Genomic DNA, 17,305 nt, shown 5'->3' with positions numbered 1-17,305 from the left:
CGCGCGCATGGGCCATTGCTGCAATCTTAGGCCCTGCCTGGGCGTTTAGCCAGATTTCATGCGGGCTGCAAGCCGGGCGGACCCGGCTGCCCGCTTACATCAGCGGGCTCTGGCCGGCCAGGATTTCGGCGATGCGCACGCAATGGATGGCCGCGCCCGCCTTTACGTTGTCGGCCGACAGCCACATGCTCACCACCTTGCCGTGCGCGCGCAGGCGGCTGACCCAGACCAGCTCGTTGCCGGTGGCTTCCATCGGCGTCACGTAGCCGCCATGCTGATCGCGGCCCACCACTTTCAATCCTGCCGCCTGCAGGCGCTTTTTCACTTGCTCGAGATCAAACTCCTTATGCAGTTCGACTTGAACCGCCCAGGAATGGCCAAAGAACACCGGCACGCGCGCGCAGGTCACCTCCAGAGATTCCGGCGCCAGCCCCAGCAGGCGCGCGGTCTCGTCGCGCACCGAGCGCTCTTCTTCCGAATCGCCGTTCTCGTCCAGCTCGCCGATCTGCGGCAGCACGTTGAAAGCGATGCGCTTGTCGTAGGCTTTGACCTCGGCGTCGCGGTGCGAGAACAACGCGGTGGTCTGGTCGGCCATTTCCTCCATCGCCGCCTGGCCGCTGCCGGACACCGCCTGGTAGGTGGCGATGCTGGCGCGCTGGACGCCCAGCGGCAGCAAGGCTGCCAGCGCCAGCGCCAGCGGCGTGGTGGTGCAATTGGGCACGGCCACCAGCGGCGCGCGGCCCAGGTCCTCCAGTTCGGCGGCGTTGATCGCCGGCGCCACCAGCGGCACGCCGGCGTCGGCGCGGAAAGCGGAACTGAAGTCCACCACCGCGGCGCCGGCATCGCGCGCCTGCGGCGCGTATTCGCGGGAAACGGCGCTGCCGGCGGCGAAGATGGCCATGCCGACATTCTCGAAGTTGAATTCGTCCACCATGTGCACGTCCAGCTCCAGGTTGCCGAAGGAGACGGTGCTGCCGTCCTGTTCGGCGACATCCACCGCGAACACGCGGGCAGCCGGGAAGTTGCGCTCGGCCAGCAGTTCCAGAATGGCCTGGCCCACCAGGCTGGTGGCGCCCACTACGGCAAGCTGAAGGGATGTCGACATGATTGGTTTCCTATTCATTACTGCGCCGGACGGACAACTCCGCCGGCGAATCCATGCGAAAAGGGCACCTAAGTGCCCTTATGTTCTTGAGACGGCCGGCAAGCGCCGGCCTCAGGCTGACGCCTATTCTACCCGTCAGCGCTCGATCAGGATACGCAGCATGCGGCGCAGCGGTTCGGCGGCGCCCCACAGCAGCTGATCGCCGACGGTGAACGCCGATAGATACTCGCCGCCCATCGCCATCTTGCGCAGGCGTCCCACCGGGGTGCGCAGCGTGCCGGTGACCGCGGCCGGGGTCAGATCGCGCATCGACGCCTCGCGGGTGTTCGGCACCACGCGGGCCCACGGATTGGCCGCGGCCAGCATCGCCTCGATCTCGTCCAGCGGCACGTCTTGCTTCAATTTGATGGTCAACGCCTGGCTGTGGCAGCGCATCGCGCCCACCCGCACGCACAAGCCGTCCACCGGCACCGGATTCGCGCCGCGCCCCAGGATCTTGTTGGTTTCCGCGCCGCCCTTCCATTCTTCCTTGGACTGGCCATTGCCCAGATCCTTGTCTATCCACGGAATCAGGCTGCCGGCCAGCGGCACGCCGAAATTCTGGCTGGGGAAGCCGTCGCCGCGCAGGAAATCTGACACCTTGCGGTCGATGTCCAGGATGGCGGAGGCCGGGTCGGCCAGCAGATCGCCCACCTGGCCATGGATGGCGCCCATGCCGGTCAGCAGTTCGCGCATGTTCTTGGCGCCGGCCCCGGAAGCCGCCTGGTAGGTCATCGACGTGGCCCACTCCACCAGATCATTCTGGAACAAGCCGCCCAGCGCCATCAGCATCAGCGAAACGGTGCAGTTGCCGCCGATATAGTCTTTCACGCCGCTGGCCAAACCCTGCTCAATCACGTTCTGGTTGACCGGATCGAGGATGATGATGGCATTGTCCTGCATGCGCAGCGAGGACGCCGCGTCTATCCAGTAGCCCTTCCAGCCGGCTTCGCGCAGCTTGCCATAGACTTCGGAGGTGTAGTCGCCGCCCTGGCAGGTGACGATGGCGTCCATCGCCGTCAATTCGTCGATATTGCCGGCATCCTTCAAGGCCGGCACCTCGCGGCCGATATCCGGCGCTTTGCCCCCCACATTGGACGTGGTGAAGAACACCGGTTCGTCGATGGCGGCGAAGTCGTTTTCCTCGCGCATGCGCTGCATCAGCACCGAACCGACCATGCCGCGCCAACCTACAAAGCCTACTCTCACTGGAAATCTCCCGAGTCTGTCCTAAGTCCGAATCGTGGCCGCGCCAACGGCGCGGTTAATTTTTTATTACCTCATTGTGCAGCGCGCAATCGTGCCAGGCAATGGGGTAAATCGTTTTTATTGAGAATGTAATGAGAAGAACAGATTTGAATGACATCAACACCGACCGGACGACTCGCGTTCGCCATTCTTACAGGCTCGCACAGCCCCGAAACGCGGCAGCCCGAGTGGAGCCGGCCACCGCGCAGACTGACAGCATAAGAAAGTTGACTATGTAAATGACGATTCTATAACTCATTGCAAGCGCGCATATGCCGAATAATTCATCGCCTCGGGCGCGCCGCAGCAGTCCCTCGCCATCGCGACATGTCATCGGAGAAGCACGGCAATGTCTGACTACGATCTGATCATCATCGGCGGGGGCCTGATCGGGCTATCCACCGCCTACAACGCCGTCAGCCCCTACGGCGGCCATCCGGTTCTGCAAGGCAACAAGGTGCTGGTGCTGGAGCAAAGCACCTTCTTCAACCAGTTCTGCAGTTCGGCCGGCGCATCGCGCCAGTTCCGCTTCCAATACAGCGAAACGTACATGACCCAGCTGGTGATGGCTGCGGTTCCGGAGTGGGAGCTGCTGCAAAGCCAGACTGTCACCCAGCTGATTCCTCGCGTCGGCAGCCTGTGGTTTGGCGACCCGAACACCCCCACCACCGAAGGCGGCATCGCCCCGGCGATCGAAACCATGCAGGCCATGGGCGTGCCCTTCCAGTCGCTGACCCGCGCGGAGGTGGAAGAGTGGTACGGCTTCCGCGACCTGCCCGCCAACTACAGCGGTTTTTTCCAGAGCGGCGGCGGCGTCATCAATCTGCCGGCCACGCTGCGGGCGATGTACAACCTGGCGCATGACCAGGGGGTGCAGCTGAAGGAAGAACAGAAAGTCATCGATATCGAATCCAGCGGCGGGCAGATCACCGTCACCACCGATGCCGGCGTGTATCGCGGCAAAAAACTGGTCATCACCGCCGGAGCCTTCACCAACGAAGTGATCGCGCCGCTGGGCATCCAGCTGAATCTGACCATCTGGAACATGGTGTCCGCCTATTTCCGCAAGACGCGGGCCGACATCGACTACCCCACCTGGTTCGCCTTCCAGCAACCCACCGCAGCCAACGCCAATCTGTACTACGGCTTTCCGGAAACCTCCTGGTCGCATCCCGGCTATATCCGGGTGGCGCCGGACTACCCGTACCAGATCACCAGCGATCCAAGGGAACGCCGCCCTCCCACGCCGCAAGACTACGCCGGCACTTGCGAATGGGTGGCCCAGCACATGAGCGGTCTGTCGCCGGAGCCGGAATACGCATCGGCCTGCATGGTGGCGCTCGCCGACGACGGCAAGGAATTCATTCTGGACACCCTGCCCGGCCACCCCAACATCGTGCTCTACACCGCGGGCTGGGCCGCGAAACTGGTGCCGCTGCTGGGCAAGATCTGCGCGCAGCTGGCGATCAACGGCGCCACAGACTACGACATCAGTCCGTTCAGCATCGGCCGTCCCGGCCTTGTCCGCTAAACACCAGAGGAGCGCTGCAAAATGATCACACTGAATGACATTCCCCACAGCACCGGCAGCCAGGCCGACCTGGCAGTCGATGTCGCCGTGGTCGGCGCGGGCGTGGGCGGCTTGTACACCGGCTACCGTCTGCTAGGCGGCGAGTACAAGCCGGGCGGCAGCCGGCCCGCCAGCGTGCATGTGTTCGACCTGGCCGACCGGCTGGGCGGCAGGCTGCTGTCAATCAAGCTGCCGGGCATGAACGTGATTGGAGAGCTGGGCGGCATGCGCTACATGCGCTCGCAGGAAATGGTGACCGCCCTGATCGAAGACGTCTTCAAGCTGCCCAACCAGGAATTTCCCATGGGCGAACCGGACGATCTTTACTTCTACCTGCGCTGCCAGCGCTTCAAGGCCAACGCCTGGACCAGCGCTCAGGCGCAAGGGGAGAAATTCCACGTCCGCTATACCTTCAAACTGGGCGAAGAAGGCTATAGCCCGGACCAGTTGTTCAACAAGATAGTCTACGACGTGCTGATGGCCGACCCCTGGTTCGTCGCCGAATTCGGCGACAAGGTCAAAAAGATCGACCAATACACCTACACGTTCCAGCTCACCAGCCGCGAATGGAACATCGTCAAGCCAGCCCTGACATACGTTTTCCCCGACAGCCCCTTCCGCGGCATGAAGGTCAACGATATCGGCTTCTGGAACCTGATCAAGGACCAGGTAGGCCAGGACGCCTACAGCTTCCTGGCCGATGGCGGCGGCTACTATTCCAACACCATCAACTGGAACGCCGCCGAAGCCTTCCCCTATATGGTGGGTGACTTTTCCAGCGCCGACTCCAGCTACCGCACCATCAGCGACGGCTATGATCAGATCGCCTACGCGCTGGCGCAGTCCTTCACCGACATGTCAGGCGCCAAGCTGTGGCTGGGCAACCGCCTGGAAACCTTCAGCCGCGCGCAGGACGGCAGCGGCTACCGCTACCTGCTGACCTTCTGGAATGCCGCTGGCCAATACCGCTGGACCGTCAAGGCCAATAACATCGTGCTGGCGATGCCGCGTCGTTCGCTGGAGCTGCTCGACCAGCAGAATTTTTTCTTCAACCGCGAAGGCGCGCAGCAGCTGCAGAAGAACATCGCCTCCGTCATCATGGAGCCTTCGTTCAAACTGCTGATGGGCTTTGAGGAGCCATGGTGGACAGAAGACTTCGGCGCGGAGTCCGGCCATTCCATCACCGACCTGCCGATGCGCCAGTGCTACTACTTCGGCACCGATCCGGCCAACAACCATTCGCTGTTCCTGTCCAGCTACAACGACATGCGCACCGTGCCGTTCTGGCAGGTGCTGATGCAAGGCCGCGACAAACTGCCCCGCTACCTGGGCCACACCACCCGGCTGGTCCGCCAGGAGCATCTGGAAGCGCTGGCCAAAGAGCCAGGCGAGCCAGCGCCCATCGCGATGGTGGAAGAAGCGATGAACCAGGTGCGCGAACTCCACGGCAAGGGCAACGAGATTCCGCCGCCCTATGTCGCCCGCCTGCAGGACTGGACCCAAGACCCGTACGGCGGCGGCTACCACGCCTGGTGCGCCGACGTGTCGGTGCAGAACATCATGCCCTATATGCGTCGGCCCGATCACGGCGAGAACATCCACATCACCGGCGAGGCCTATTCCGACGACCAAGGCTGGGTGGAAGGCGCGCTTTGCGTGACCGAGCTGATGCTGCAGGAGTGGTTCGACATGGCCTGGCCGGCCTGGCTGAACCGAGACTACTACCTGGGCTGGTGAAGCGCGGCCGCCTCCGCCTAGCCGGACGCGGCGGCGTCATCTTTCGGGAAAGGACGCGGCCGGGCCAAGACATGCTTGCGCCAGGCCGCGGCCTCGCGTCAATTCGCGGCTTGAATCAACACGCGCGTTTGCCCGGCATTGTCCCGACCATAGTCGTCGCTGACATAGGCATCATCATCGACGCGGTGGACGATCAGCGGCTCGTGAAAGCGCAATGCCTCTGATCGACATGCGGCCTCGTCTCAAAAAACAGCGCGCACCCTCAGGATGCGCGCCGTTGCACTTTCTTCCCCGACTCAAACCAGGGACGCGTCCTTACATCGCCGCCACCACCGCGTCGCCCATGCCGGAGCAGCTGACCTTCTCGCAGCCGGCCTCGTAGATGTCGCCAGTGCGGTAACCCTGGGCCAACACCTTCTTCACTGCGGTTTCCACGCGCTGCGCGGCGGTCTCCTGGCCGAAGCTGTAGCGCAGCATCATGGCGGCGGACAGGATGGTGGCCAGCGGATTGGCCAGGTTCTGCCCGGCGATGTCCGGCGCCGAGCCGTGGCTGGGCTCGTACAGGCCCTTGTTGTTCTGATCCAGCGACGCCGACGGCAGCATGCCGATGGAGCCGGTCAGCATCGAGGCCTCGTCGGACAGGATGTCGCCGAAGATATTGCCGGTGACCATCACGTCGAATTGCTTCGGGTTGCGCACCAGCTGCATCGCGGCGTTGTCGACATACATGTGCGACAGCTCCACCTGCGGATACTCGCGCGCCACGTCTATCATGATCTCCTTCCAGAACTCGGTGGTCTCCAGCACATTGGCCTTGTCCACCGAACACAGCTTCTTGCCCCGCTTCATCGCGATGCCGAAGGCGACATGGGCGATGCGGCGCACTTCGCTCTCGCTGTAGCGCATGGTGTTGTAAGCCTCGCGCTCGCCCAGCTCGTTGACGGCGATGCCGCGCGGCTGGCCGAAGTAGATGTCGCCGGTCAGTTCGCGCACGATCATGATGTCCAGCCCCGCCACCACCTCGGGCTTCAGCGTGGACGCGTTGGCCAGCTCCGGATACAGGATGGCCGGGCGCAGGTTGGCGAACAGGCCCAGGTCCTTGCGGATGGCCAGCAGGCCGCGCTCCGGCCGCAGCGGCCGGTCCAGCTTGTCGTATTGCGGGCCGCCCACCGCGCCAAGCAACACCGCGTCGGCCTCGCGCGCCAGTTTCTGCGTGGCTTCCGGATACGGCGCGCCGTACTGGTCGTAAGCGGCGCCGCCCAAGGGCGCGTGCTCGGTTTCGATCTTCAGCCCGTCGCGGCGCAATACGTCCAGCACGCGCTCGGCCTGCGCGATGATTTCCGGCCCGATGCCGTCACCCGGCAGAATGGCGATTTTCATGGTTTCTTCCTTATTTCCGTTTGTCTTCTTCGCGCCGGGTCAAACGTTCCACCAGCGCCTTTTCGCAGCACTTGAACACGATGTAGGCCGCCATCGCGGCGTAGCCGGACAGCAGCAGCTCTCCCAACTGGCGCAGCGCGCCATCCATTGCCGCCTGCCAGCCCGCGTCCAGCCATAATTTCAAATTCAGCTGCAGCAGCAGGGCCAGGTTGATGGTGCCCACGCCGAACAGCAAAAAACTCAGGCCCAGCAGCAGGAAAGCCGCCAGCGGATGGCGATGCAGCCAGGCCATCCCTCCCCGTCGCGCTGCGGCTTCCTTCCCGCCGCCATCTTCACTGCTGACGGGTTTCATCGGCGCTTGCCAGTCCGCTCTTTTCCACAATGCCGGTCGGCAGGCCATCCAGGCTCGACACATTCCGGCTGCGCCAGTAGTCTTGCACCCCCGCCTCGCCTTTGGTCCGGGCCCAGTCGTTCAACTGCTCCCGCTCGCCCTGGTATTGGTAGTAAGGAACCGACATGCCGCAAGAGGACTGCGCCAGCCCCACGTCCAGCAAAAAGATCTGCCGCGCGCCGGGCAAGGGTTCGAACAGGCCGTAATAATCGGCCCATTCCGGGTCGCCCTGATGAATCGCCCGCGCCTGCCCATACAGGCGCAAAATCAGCGGCTTGCCTTCGAACGCGCAGAACATCAAAGTCATGCGCGGGCTGTGTTCGACATGGCAGGCCGTCTCGTTGCCGCTGCCGGTGACGTTCAGCCAGGCCACTTGATTCGGCCCCAGCACCCGCAGCGAATCCATTCCCTTGGGCGACATGTTGACGCGCCCATCCTGCATGGCGGTAGCGACGAAAAACAGTTTCTGCCCGGCAATAAACTCGCGATGCGAATCCTTAAGCTCCAGATAACGCTGTCCCATCTCGCTACCTCCTATGCGTTGAACAATCCTCTCAGGCGAACAGCCAGGGCTGCTCGGCGCGGCGCTTGGCTTCGAAAGCCTTGATTTCGTCCGCGTGCCGCAAGGTCAGGCCGATTTCGTCCAGCCCGCCCAACAGGCAGTGCTTGCGGTGCTCGGTGATGTCGAACGGGAAGGCCTGGCCGGACGGGGTGGACACGGTCTGCGCCGCCAGGTCCACCGTCAGGCTGTAGCCCGGCGCCGCCTCGCACTCGCGGAACAGCTGGTCGACGGTGCCGGCGTCCAGCACGATGGGCAACAGGCCGTTCTTGTAGCAGTTGTTGAAGAAGATGTCGGCAAAGCTGGGCGCGATCACCACCCGAAAACCCTGGTCATCCAGCGCCCATGGCGCGTGCTCGCGGCTGGAGCCGCAGCCGAAGTTTTCCCGCGCCAACAGCACCTGCGCGCCCTGATAGCGCGGCTGGTTCAGCACGAAGTCCGGATTGAGCGGCCGCTTGCTGTTGTCCATGCCGGGTTCGCCATGGTCGAGGTAGCGCCATTCGTCGAACAGATTGGGACCAAAGCCCGACCGCTTGATCGACTTCAGGAACTGCTTGGGAATGATGGCGTCGGTATCGACGTTGGCGCGGTCCAGCGGACAGGCCAGGCCCTGCAAAGTGGTGAATGCTTTCATTTTCTACGCTCCGTTGCGCGGCAGCGGCGGTTTACTCGGCGGTGCGCTTGATCGCCTCGCCGCCTTTTTCCACCGCGTTGCCGATTGCCTGGCCCGCCTTCTGCAGGCCGTGGCCCACCGCCTGGCCGCCTTCCTTGGCGTCAGTCTTGATGCCCTGCACGGTGTTGCACGCCGCCAGCAGCAAGGCCAGGCAGATCCAGACAATCTCTTTTTTCATGATGCGAAACTCCATTCGATAAACAGCCAGGCTGTCGGATAAGTAAACAGGGTGGGATTCTACCCAAGCCGGAATCGCCGGTCTGCCCCATCCTTAGGACACGACGCCTGGCGTTTTGCTCCCGGCAGGCCGGGACAAAACGCTGCTTATCGGACGGACCACTGGCGCACGTCGACGAAATGCCCCGCCACCGCCGCCGCCGCCGCCATCGCCGGGCTCACCAGATGGGTGCGCCCGCCCTGGCCCTGGCGGCCTTCGAAATTGCGGTTGGAAGTGGAGGCGCAGCGCTCGCCCGGCAGCAGGCGGTCGGCGTTCATCGCCAGGCACATCGAGCAACCCGGCTCGCGCCATTCGAAGCCGGCGGCGGCGAACACCTTATCCAAGCCCTCGGCTTCGGCCTGCGCCTTCACCAGGCCGGATCCCGGCACCACCAGCACCTGCTTGACGTTGGCGGCCTTGCTGCGGCCCTTGGCCACCGCGGCGGCCTCGCGCAGGTCCTCGATGCGGCTGTTGGTACAGGAGCCGATGAACACCACGTCCACCGGAATCTGATCAATCGGGGTGTCGGCCTGCAAGCCCATATAGGCCAGCGCGCGCTCGATGCCGGCTTTCTTCACCGGGTCGCTCTCGCGGGCCGGGTTCGGCACCTTGCCCCCCACCTCCACCACCATTTCCGGCGAAGTGCCCCAGGTCACTTGCGGCTGGATAGCCGCGCCGTCCAGCTCCACCACCGCGTCGAAATGCGCGCCGGCGTCGGAATGCAGGGTGCGCCAGTAGGCCACCGCCGGTTCCCACTGTTCACCCTTGGGCGCGTACGGCCGGCCTTTGACGTATTCGATGGTCTTGTCGTCCACCGCCACCAGGCCGGAGCGCGCGCCGCCCTCGATCGCCATATTGCACAGCGTCATGCGGCCTTCCATGCTCAGGCCGCGGATCGCCTCGCCGCCGAACTCTATCGCGTAGCCGGTGCCGCCGGCGGTGCCTATCTTGCCGATGATAGCCAGCGCCACATCCTTGGCGGTGACGCCCGCGCCCAGCTTGCCGTCCACCCGCACCAGCATGTTCTTGGACTTCTTGGCCACCAGGCACTGCGTGGCCATCACGTGCTCCACCTCGGAAGTGCCGATGCCGTGCGCCAGCGCGCCGAAAGCGCCGTGAGTGGAGGTGTGGCTGTCGCCGCACACCACGGTCATGCCCGGCAGCGTGGCGCCTTGCTCCGGCCCCATCACGTGGACGATGCCCTGGCCCTTGTCCTTGAACGGGAAGTAGGCCAGCGCGCCGAAGGCCTGGATGTTGGCGTCCAGAGTTTCCACCTGCTGGCGCGAGATCGGGTCCTGGATGCCCTGATCCCAATGGTCGGTCGGGGTATTGTGATCGGCGGTGGAAACCACCGAATCCACCCGCCACAGCTGGCGGCCAGCCAGTTTCAGGCCTTCGAAGGCCTGCGGGCTGGTCACTTCGTGCACCAGGTGGCGGTCGATATACAGCAGCGCGGTGCCGTCGGCCTCCTGGCGCACCAGGTGGCTGTTCCACAGTTTGTCGTACAAGGTTTGCGCGGTCATATGGCGTGTCCTCGGGTCGTCGTTGCAGACATCTTTGACCAGCTTTGATCCTGTTACAAGATAAGCGGTTATACTGGTATAAAAACCAACAGGATCAGACTATGGAATCCCCGTCCGCCACCCCGCTCGGCGCTTTCCTGCGCGCCCACCGCGAACGGCTGACGCCGCAGCAGGCCGGCCTGCCGACGGGAACGCGCCGCCGCGCCAAGGGCCTGCGCCGCGAAGAGGTGGCGCAATTGGCCGGCATCAGCCCCACCTGGCTGACCTGGCTGGAGCAAGGGCGCACCGAGTCGGTATCAGCCCATACCCTCACCCGGCTGGCGGCCGCATTGCAGCTGTCCGGCGCGGAAACCGACTATCTGTTTGATCTGGCCGGGCTGAAAAACCCCAAGGACAAGCGCGCCGAAGACAATCCGCAGGCGCGGGACATTCTGGCCGAAATGCTGCCGCACATCGCCATCCCGGCCTATGTGCTGGACCGCCACTGGCGGGCGGCGGCCTGGAACCCCGCGGCCGCGGAGCTGTTTTGCGGCTGGCTGGGCAAGCCGGAGGCCAGCCGCAGCCAGCTCGACTTCATTTTCCTGGCGCCCGAAGCGCGGACCTTCCTCGACAACTGGCCGGAGAGGGCGCGGCGCATCGTGGCGGAGTTGCGGGCCGACCTGGGCCAGCAGCTGGATGACGCGGAAACGGCGGACATGCTGGAGCGGCTGCGCCGCGACAGCGCGGAGTTCGACCGCCTATGGCAACAGCAGGATGTATTGGAGCGCGAAGGCGGCGAGCGCGCCTTCCATCACCCCACGCTGGGCCAGCTCAACAAGCGGCAGATCACGCTCAGGCCGGCCAACGCGCCGGAGTTCAAGCTGGTGATGCTGCTATGACTCGGCTGGCGGCCCCAGATGCTCCTGCAGCAGCCGCCAGCCCTGCCCATCCTTGATCAGCGCGCAGCTGCCGCGGCCTCGCCCCTCCGCGGGCTGCCCATCGACCAGCCCGCGCCAGGAAAACGCATAGACGCAGGCGGCGAAATTCTCTCCCGCATGAGTCCAGTGCAGATCCGCGATGCGGTAATCCTCGCCGCGTATCCAGTCAAAAGTTTGACGGATGGCCTCGCACACGGCCGCCTTGCCCTTGAAGGTGCCATCGGAAAACACGAAGCAAGCGTCTTCATGCAGCCACGGCGCCACCTGGCGCCAGTCATGCGTCGCCAAAGCCTGCTGGTAGCTGTCCAGCGCCTGCTGCGGCGTCATGGCCATCGTCATTGGCATGCCTGTCGCTTGGGCCTGAGCCAGCGCAGGCAGACGAAAACGCCGGCCAGCGCCGCGCCGGCGGACATGGCGAAGGTGGGCAGCACGCCGCCGTGCGGCCACACCAGCCCGCCCACCAGCCCGCCGCCGCTGCCGCCCAGGCCGAACGAGGCGATGATGTACAGCCCTTGCGCACGGCCATGGTGCTGCTCGTCGAACATGCGATTGATCAGGCCTATCGCCGACGCGTGGTGCAAGGCATAGGTGAGCGCGTGCAGCGCTTGCGCCGCCGCAGCCAAGGCCGGCAGCGACAGGCCGGCGGCGATCAGGCCGAAGCGCAGCACCGCCGCCAGCAGCGATGCCAGCATCAAAGCCTCCAGGCTGAAGCGGCGCATGATGCGCGGCATCAGCATGAACACGCCCACCTCGAACACCACCCCCAGCGCCCACAGCACGCCGACCGCGGCCTTGTCATAGCCAAACTGCTTCAGGCCCAAAGAATAGAAAGTGTAATACGGGCCATGGGCGAAGGCCTGCAGGAAACAGCAGGCGAACAGCGCGATCACCGCCGGCTTTTTCAGCGTGTCCCAGATCGGCCCGGCTGGCTTGCCGCGGCTGGCCAGCTTCACCTCCGGCACCTTGAGCGCCGTCAGCGCCACGCCTATCAGCAAGGCGGAGACAATCCACGGCGTCGCCGCGATGCCCAGCCAGTCCAGCAGATAGCCGCCGGTCAGCGCCAAACAGACGAAGCCTATCGACCCCCACACCCGCACCCGGCTGTAGCGGCCGGGCTGCGCCCGCGTCAGGTAGGCGGTGCTGGCCTCCACCAGCGGCAGCGCCGCCGCCCAAAAGAAATGCGACACCGCCATGCTGACGAAAATCCACCAGAAGCCGTTGTGCAGCCCCACCAGGCAAAAGCTGGCGGCGGACAGGATGGAAGTGGTGACGATGATGTTGCGGCGTTGTCCGCTCTTGTCGGCCAGCCAGCCCCAGAAGCCCGGGGCGATGATGCGCGCCAGCGTGGATAGCGCCATCAGCACCGAAATCTGCAGCGCGCTGAACGACAGCGACTCCAGATACAGGCCCCAGAACGGGCTGAACATGCCCTGGAAGGTGAAATAGGTGAAGTAGAACCCGGCGAACGGCAACAACGACTGCATTGATTGTCTTTCTATTCGAATCAGCCCGGCACCAGGCCGGGCTGGCGCCGCGGCGGCGGCTAAAACGACGACTTGAAGCGGGAGATGTCGCGCCGCGCTTTCTTGGTGGGGCGGCCGTCGCCATGCGGAAAGCTGGCATGCTCGGCCTTCAGCAGCAGCATGCGCGCTTCGCGGGCAGCCACCGACTCCGCATCTTCGCGGTACATCAACACCGCCTCCTTCGCCGGCCGGCGCTGGGTGGCGAGCTGCAGCACTTCCACGTTGTACTCCAGCTGGTTGATCCGCAAAAACAGCCGGTCGCCTTCCTTAACTACACGCGACGCCTTGACCCGGTCGCCGTTCACCAGCACCCGGCCCAGCTCCAGCGCCTCGTGCGCCAGCTGGCGCGTCTTGAAGAAGCGCGCCGCCCACAGCCATTTGTCCAGGCGGACCTTGCCGTCGTCCTGCTCTTCCGGCCGCGCCATCACGCCACCTTCCAGTGCGCGGACACCTGGCCGTGCAGGCTGAGATCCAGCTCGTCGCCGGAGCGGATGCGCGCCACGCCTTCCGGCGTGCCGGTGTAGATCAGGTCGCCTGCGCTCAGGCCATACGTGCGCGACAGGTAGCTGATCTGCTGCGCCACAGTGAACAGCATCATGCCGGTGTCGCCCGCCTGACGCAGCTGGCCGTTCACCCGCAGTTCGAATTGCAGCCGCTGCGGATCGGCCACCCGCTCCGCCGGCACCAGCGCCGACAAGCAGGCCGCGCCGCGAAAGCCCTTTGCCTTGGTCCACGGGTGGCCCTTGCTCTTGGCCGCGCTTTGCGCGTCGCGGGCGGTCAGGTCCAGCCCGACGCCGTAGCCGGCGACATGGCTCAGCGCCTGTTCGGGCGCGATGTCGCCGCCGCCCTTGCCTATCAGCACCACCAGTTCGCACTCGTGATGCACGTCGTCGGAATATTCCGGCAAATGAATGGGAGAGGATTCGTCCAGCAAGGCCGAAGTCGGTTTGAGGAACACCAGCGGCTCGCTTTCCACCGGGTTTCCCAATTCGGCCGCGTGGGCGGCGTAATTGCGGCCGATGCAAAAGATGTTTTCAACGCGGATGGTATGTAAAGCCAGTTTTACACTCGCCATTGCAATTCCTCATAACTAATCCGGTCAATTATCCCACAAGCGATGCGAAAGCCATAATGCGGCGCGATTTGGCCGCCGCCATTTTTTGCGCATTGCAGCAACAGTCACCGGCATTTGCCAGCCCTTGCCGCCGGGAGGGCGTGAAAATGTCATGCAACCCTGTTACAGTCTGCAGGTACATTCGCTTGACCATGCATTCCAAACAGATTGATTCAGACAGGCTTCGATAACGCTATATCAGTACGTATCAGGAGATTCATCTTGTCCCAGAATAATACCGCTACGCTGGAAGATTTCTTCACCGGCCTCTCCGAAGCCAACCAGCAATGGATGCAGCAGTTCGTCAATTCCCTGTCGCTGGGCGCGAGCCCGGACAGCGCCGCCCACCCGCTGGCCGGCGCCTGGTCGCAGCTGATGAATCAGACCAATCAGCTGTTCAGCCTGCAGTCCGCCCTGTACCAGCAACAGCTGAACCTGTGGTCGCAGTTTCTGGGCAAGGCGGCGGACACCGCGCCGGAGGCCAAGGCCGGCGACCGCCGCTTCGCCTCGCCGGAATGGAACGAACACCCGTTCTACAGCTTTCTCAAGCAAAGCTACCTGCTGACCTCCAAGTGGATGACCGAGCTGGTCGACCAGACCCAGATCGACGAAAACGCCAAGGACAAGCTGGCCTTCGCCACCCGCCAGTACCTGGACGCGATGGCGCCCAGCAACTTCATGCTGACCAACCCCGACGTGGTCAAGCGCGCCATCGAAACCAAGGGCGAAAGCCTGGTGGAAGGCATGAAGAACATGATGGAGGACATCCAGAAGGGCCACATCTCGATGTCCGACGAGAGCAAGTTCGAGATCGGCGAAAACCTGGTGATCACCCCCGGCCAGGTCGTGTTCCGCAATGAGCTGATCGAGCTGATCCAGTACACCCCCACCACCGAAAAAGTCTACGAGAAGCCACTGCTGTTCATCCCGCCCTGCATCAACAAGTTCTACCTGATGGACCTGCAGCCGGACAACTCCATGGTGCGCCACTTCGTCGCCCAGGGCTACCGCGTCTTCCTGGTGAGCTGGCGCTCGGCCGTGGCCGAGATGAAGCATTTCACCTGGGAAACCTATGTCGAGAAAGGCGTGATCGCCGCGGCGGAAGCGGTGCGCAAAATCACCAAGCAGCCGACGATGAACGCGCTGGGTTTCTGCGTCGGCGGCGTCATCCTCAGCACCGCGCTGTGCGTGATGCAGGCCAAGGGGCTCGACTACATCGACTCCGCCACCTTCATGACCTCGCTGATCGACCACGCCGAGCCGGGCGAGATCGCGTACTACATCGATGAAAACCTGGTGGCCAGCCGCGAGGCCAAGCTGGCCGCCGGCGGCATCATCAGCGGCAAGGAAATCGGCCGCACCTTCGCCTCGCTGCGCGCCAACGACCTGGTGTGGAACTACGTGGTCAACAATTACCTGCTGGGCAAGACGCCCACGCCGTTCGACCTCTTGTACTGGAACAACGACGCGGTGGACCTGCCGCTGCCGATGCACACTTTCATGCTGCGCCAGTTCTATCTGAACAACGCGCTGGTGAAGCCGGGCGCCATCACCCTGTGCGGCGTGCCGATCGACATCTCGAAAATCAATATCCCGGTCTACATGTTCGCCGCGCGCGAAGACCACATCGTGCTGTGGAGCTCGGCCTACTCCGGCCTGAAATACCTGAGCGGCGCGCCGAGCCGCCGCTTCGTGCTGGGCGCGTCCGGCCACATCGCCGGCTCGATCAACCCGGTCACCAAGGACAAACGCAACTACTGGGTCAATGAACAATTGCCCATCAGCTCCGACGAATGGCTGGAAGGCGCGCAAAGCCAGCCGGGCAGCTGGTGGAAAGATTGGGATGCCTGGCTGGCGCCGCAGTCCGGCAAGCAAGTCGCCGCGCCCAAGGCCCTGGGCAACAAGGAATTGCCGCCGCTCTTGGCCGCGCCGGGCAGCTATGTGCTGGCCAAGGCGATGCCGAGCGTGACCGCCAGCCTGCAATAAACGCCCGCAACCGGATCATCGGTCCCTATCAGGACACATGGCCCGCCGCCACGGCGGGCCCCAAGCCAAGGAGAAAGACATGGAAGTCGCAATCGTAGCAGCGCAACGCACCGCGGTCGGCAGTTTCGGCGGCTCGCTGGCCAAGATCCCGGCCCCGGAACTGGGCGCAACCGTGATCAAAGCGCTGCTGGAGAAAACCGGCGTCAAACCGGAAGACGTCAGCGAAGTGATCCTGGGCCAGGTGCTGACCGCCGGCAGCGGCCAGAACCCGGCGCGCCAGGCGCTGATCAAGGCCGGCCTGCCGGTCACCACCCCGGCCACCACGCTGAACGTGGTATGCGGCTCCGGCCTGCGCGCCGTGCACCTGGCGGCCCAGGCCATCCTGGCCGGCGACTCCGAAATCGTCATCGCCGGCGGCCAGGAAAGCATGTCGCTGTCGCCGCACATCCTGCCGGGCTCCCGCGACGGTTTCCGCATGGGCAACGCCCAGCTGGTGGACACCATGGTCAACGACGGCCTGACCGACGCCTACAACGCCTACCACATGGGCATCACCGCCGAGAACGTGGCCGCCAAGTACGGCATCGGCCGCGAAGAGCAGGACGCCTTCGCGCTGCAATCGCAGCAGCGCGCCGCGGCCGCGCAGAAAGCCGGCAAGTTCCAGGACGAGATCGTCCCGGTGCTGGTGCCGCAGCGCAAGGGCGACCCGCTGGCCTTCGACGCCGACGAGTTCATCAAGCATGACGCCAGCGCGGAAGGCCTGGCCAAGCTGCGCGCCGCCTTCAAGAAAGACGGCACCGTCACCGCCGGCAACGCCTCCGGCATCAACGACGGCGCCGCGGCCGTGCTCTTGATGTCCACCCAAAAGGCCGACCAGCTGGGCCTGAAGCCGCTGGCCATCGTCAAGGGCTACGCGCTGACCGGCTGCGAACCGGAAATCATGGGCATCGGCCCGGTATCGGCCACCCGCAAGGCGCTGGCCAAGGCGGGCTGGACCGTCGAGCAACTGGACCTGGTGGAAGCCAACGAAGCCTTCGCCGCCCAGGCGCTGGGCGTGGCCAAAGAGCTGGGCTGGGGTTCGGACAAGGTCAACGTCAACGGCGGCGCCATCGCGCTGGGCCACCCGATCGGTGCCTCCGGCTGCCGCGTGCTGGTGACCCTGCTGCACGAAATGCAGCGCCGCGGCGCCAAGAAGGGCCTGGCCACGCTGTGCATAGGCGGCGGCATGGGCGTGGCGCTGGCGGTAGAGCGTCCGTAAGCCGCTCAGTCGCGCCAAAAAAACCGCCTGGCAACCCAGGCGGTTTTATTTTTCCCCGGCTGCGC

At 64.3% G+C, this 17,305-nt stretch carries 17 protein-coding genes; 5 read left to right on the top strand and 12 right to left on the bottom strand.

Going from position 1 to position 17,305, the window contains the following annotated elements; all coding sequences use genetic code 11:
* Positions 1–94 precede the first annotated feature (94 nt).
* Positions 95–1,105: an aspartate-semialdehyde dehydrogenase gene (locus tag U6115_RS10420; protein WP_043579092.1), complete on the bottom strand. Its 1,011-nt coding sequence runs from the start codon at positions 1,103–1,105 to the stop codon at positions 95–97.
* A 135-nt stretch (positions 1,106–1,240) separates the two neighbouring features.
* The gene (gene asd / locus U6115_RS10415; protein WP_043579091.1) at positions 1,241–2,353 is read right to left on the bottom strand and encodes an aspartate-semialdehyde dehydrogenase; all 1,113 of its coding nucleotides are present in this window, start codon (positions 2,351–2,353) and stop codon (positions 1,241–1,243) included.
* Positions 2,354–2,741: 388 nt separating this feature from the next.
* Between asd and U6115_RS10410 the strand changes: the two genes are divergently transcribed.
* Together U6115_RS10410 and U6115_RS10405 are read left to right on the top strand one after the other, a co-directional pair.
* On the top strand, positions 2,742–3,923 hold the full coding sequence (locus U6115_RS10410; RefSeq protein WP_043579090.1) for an FAD-dependent oxidoreductase: 1,182 nt from the start codon (positions 2,742–2,744) through the stop codon (positions 3,921–3,923).
* A gap of 21 nt (positions 3,924–3,944) precedes the next feature.
* Positions 3,945–5,699, top strand: coding sequence for a flavin monoamine oxidase family protein (locus tag U6115_RS10405; protein ID WP_101527458.1), 1,755 nt, complete (start codon positions 3,945–3,947; stop codon positions 5,697–5,699).
* Between the two features lie 315 nt (positions 5,700–6,014).
* On the opposite strand, the gene leuB is transcribed toward U6115_RS10405, so the two are convergent.
* From leuB to leuC, 6 genes are all read right to left on the bottom strand, one after another.
* Positions 6,015–7,079, bottom strand: coding sequence for a 3-isopropylmalate dehydrogenase (gene leuB, locus U6115_RS10400; RefSeq protein WP_043579089.1), 1,065 nt, complete (start codon positions 7,077–7,079; stop codon positions 6,015–6,017).
* A gap of 10 nt (positions 7,080–7,089) precedes the next feature.
* The gene (locus U6115_RS10395) at positions 7,090–7,371 is read right to left on the bottom strand and encodes a hypothetical protein (protein ID WP_043579088.1); all 282 of its coding nucleotides are present in this window, start codon (positions 7,369–7,371) and stop codon (positions 7,090–7,092) included.
* A gap of 40 nt (positions 7,372–7,411) precedes the next feature.
* Positions 7,412–7,993, bottom strand: a complete 582-nt coding sequence (locus tag U6115_RS10390) for a pyridoxamine 5'-phosphate oxidase family protein (RefSeq protein WP_043579087.1) — start codon at positions 7,991–7,993, stop codon at positions 7,412–7,414.
* Positions 7,994–8,024: 31 nt separating this feature from the next.
* Positions 8,025–8,663 carry a 3-isopropylmalate dehydratase small subunit gene (leuD, locus tag U6115_RS10385; protein ID WP_043579086.1) on the bottom strand — a complete coding sequence of 213 codons (639 nt, stop codon included), beginning with the start codon at positions 8,661–8,663 and terminating at the stop codon, positions 8,025–8,027.
* 31 nt (positions 8,664–8,694) lie between these two features.
* Complete coding sequence (locus tag U6115_RS10380; protein ID WP_052258275.1) at positions 8,695–8,880, bottom strand: entericidin EcnAB; 186 nt, start codon at positions 8,878–8,880, stop codon at positions 8,695–8,697.
* A gap of 146 nt (positions 8,881–9,026) precedes the next feature.
* Positions 9,027–10,442 carry a 3-isopropylmalate dehydratase large subunit gene (gene leuC, locus U6115_RS10375; RefSeq protein WP_043579084.1) on the bottom strand — a complete coding sequence of 472 codons (1,416 nt, stop codon included), beginning with the start codon at positions 10,440–10,442 and terminating at the stop codon, positions 9,027–9,029.
* Between the two features lie 101 nt (positions 10,443–10,543).
* On the opposite strand from leuC, the gene U6115_RS10370 reads away from it, so the two are divergent.
* Positions 10,544–11,320 carry a helix-turn-helix transcriptional regulator gene (locus U6115_RS10370; protein WP_043579081.1) on the top strand — a complete coding sequence of 259 codons (777 nt, stop codon included), beginning with the start codon at positions 10,544–10,546 and terminating at the stop codon, positions 11,318–11,320.
* On the opposite strand, the gene U6115_RS10365 is transcribed toward U6115_RS10370, so the two are convergent.
* Genes U6115_RS10365 through U6115_RS10350 form a run of 4 tightly spaced genes read right to left on the bottom strand, consistent with a single transcriptional unit; the run spans position 11,315 to position 13,957 of the window.
* Entirely contained in the window at positions 11,315–11,704 is a 390-nt protein-coding gene (locus U6115_RS10365; protein ID WP_080509453.1) for a nuclear transport factor 2 family protein, read from the bottom strand. The two genes, U6115_RS10370 and U6115_RS10365, sit on opposite strands and share 6 nt — an antisense overlap.
* Entirely contained in the window at positions 11,695–12,843 is a 1,149-nt protein-coding gene (locus U6115_RS10360; RefSeq protein WP_043579080.1) for an MFS transporter, read from the bottom strand. The genes U6115_RS10365 and U6115_RS10360 overlap by 10 nt, the downstream gene beginning before the upstream one ends.
* Before the next feature lie 59 nt (positions 12,844–12,902).
* Complete coding sequence (locus U6115_RS10355; protein WP_043579079.1) at positions 12,903–13,307, bottom strand: RNA-binding S4 domain-containing protein; 405 nt, start codon at positions 13,305–13,307, stop codon at positions 12,903–12,905.
* Positions 13,307–13,957 carry a fumarylacetoacetate hydrolase family protein gene (locus U6115_RS10350; protein ID WP_043579078.1) on the bottom strand — a complete coding sequence of 217 codons (651 nt, stop codon included), beginning with the start codon at positions 13,955–13,957 and terminating at the stop codon, positions 13,307–13,309. The genes U6115_RS10355 and U6115_RS10350 overlap by 1 nt, the downstream gene beginning before the upstream one ends.
* Positions 13,958–14,287: 330 nt before the next feature.
* On the opposite strand from U6115_RS10350, the gene U6115_RS10345 reads away from it, so the two are divergent.
* Positions 14,288–15,982 (top strand): PHA/PHB synthase family protein, encoded by a 1,695-nt coding sequence (locus tag U6115_RS10345; RefSeq protein ID WP_101527506.1) that lies wholly within the window; start codon positions 14,288–14,290, stop codon positions 15,980–15,982.
* A 79-nt stretch (positions 15,983–16,061) separates the two neighbouring features.
* A complete protein-coding gene (locus U6115_RS10340) occupies positions 16,062–17,240 on the top strand; it encodes an acetyl-CoA C-acetyltransferase (RefSeq protein WP_043579073.1) in 1,179 nt (392 codons plus the stop codon).
* Positions 17,241–17,305 lie beyond the last annotated feature (65 nt).

Source organism: Chromobacterium subtsugae, assembly GCF_035919665.1.
In the GTDB taxonomy this organism is placed as follows: domain Bacteria; phylum Pseudomonadota; class Gammaproteobacteria; order Burkholderiales; family Chromobacteriaceae; genus Chromobacterium; species Chromobacterium subtsugae.
The sequence above is the reverse complement of the archived record's forward strand: the minus strand, read 5'-3'. Positions and strand labels throughout refer to the sequence as shown.

What these genes read in the sequence shown, in the direction of transcription:
- U6115_RS10420 (WP_043579092.1), bottom strand. Translation starts at nt 1,105, where the DNA reads ATGTCGACATCCCTTCAGCTTGCCGTAGTGGGCGCCACCAGCCTGGTG.
- U6115_RS10410 (WP_043579090.1), top strand. Translation starts at nt 2,742, where the DNA reads ATGTCTGACTACGATCTGATCATCATCGGCGGGGGCCTGATCGGGCTA.
- U6115_RS10405 (WP_101527458.1), top strand. Translation starts at nt 3,945, where the DNA reads ATGATCACACTGAATGACATTCCCCACAGCACCGGCAGCCAGGCCGAC.
- leuB (WP_043579089.1), bottom strand. Translation starts at nt 7,079, where the DNA reads ATGAAAATCGCCATTCTGCCGGGTGACGGCATCGGGCCGGAAATCATC.
- U6115_RS10395 (WP_043579088.1), bottom strand. Translation starts at nt 7,371, where the DNA reads ATGGCCTGGCTGCATCGCCATCCGCTGGCGGCTTTCCTGCTGCTGGGC.
- U6115_RS10390 (WP_043579087.1), bottom strand. Translation starts at nt 7,993, where the DNA reads ATGGGACAGCGTTATCTGGAGCTTAAGGATTCGCATCGCGAGTTTATT.
- leuD (WP_043579086.1), bottom strand. Translation starts at nt 8,663, where the DNA reads ATGAAAGCATTCACCACTTTGCAGGGCCTGGCCTGTCCGCTGGACCGC.
- U6115_RS10380 (WP_052258275.1), bottom strand. Translation starts at nt 8,880, where the DNA reads ATGAAAAAAGAGATTGTCTGGATCTGCCTGGCCTTGCTGCTGGCGGCG.
- leuC (WP_043579084.1), bottom strand. Translation starts at nt 10,442, where the DNA reads ATGACCGCGCAAACCTTGTACGACAAACTGTGGAACAGCCACCTGGTG.
- U6115_RS10370 (WP_043579081.1), top strand. Translation starts at nt 10,544, where the DNA reads ATGGAATCCCCGTCCGCCACCCCGCTCGGCGCTTTCCTGCGCGCCCAC.
- U6115_RS10365 (WP_080509453.1), bottom strand. Translation starts at nt 11,704, where the DNA reads ATGCCAATGACGATGGCCATGACGCCGCAGCAGGCGCTGGACAGCTAC.
- U6115_RS10360 (WP_043579080.1), bottom strand. Translation starts at nt 12,843, where the DNA reads ATGCAGTCGTTGTTGCCGTTCGCCGGGTTCTACTTCACCTATTTCACC.
- U6115_RS10355 (WP_043579079.1), bottom strand. Translation starts at nt 13,307, where the DNA reads ATGGCGCGGCCGGAAGAGCAGGACGACGGCAAGGTCCGCCTGGACAAA.
- U6115_RS10350 (WP_043579078.1), bottom strand. Translation starts at nt 13,957, where the DNA reads ATGGCGAGTGTAAAACTGGCTTTACATACCATCCGCGTTGAAAACATC.
- U6115_RS10345 (WP_101527506.1), top strand. Translation starts at nt 14,288, where the DNA reads ATGCAGCAGTTCGTCAATTCCCTGTCGCTGGGCGCGAGCCCGGACAGC.
- U6115_RS10340 (WP_043579073.1), top strand. Translation starts at nt 16,062, where the DNA reads ATGGAAGTCGCAATCGTAGCAGCGCAACGCACCGCGGTCGGCAGTTTC.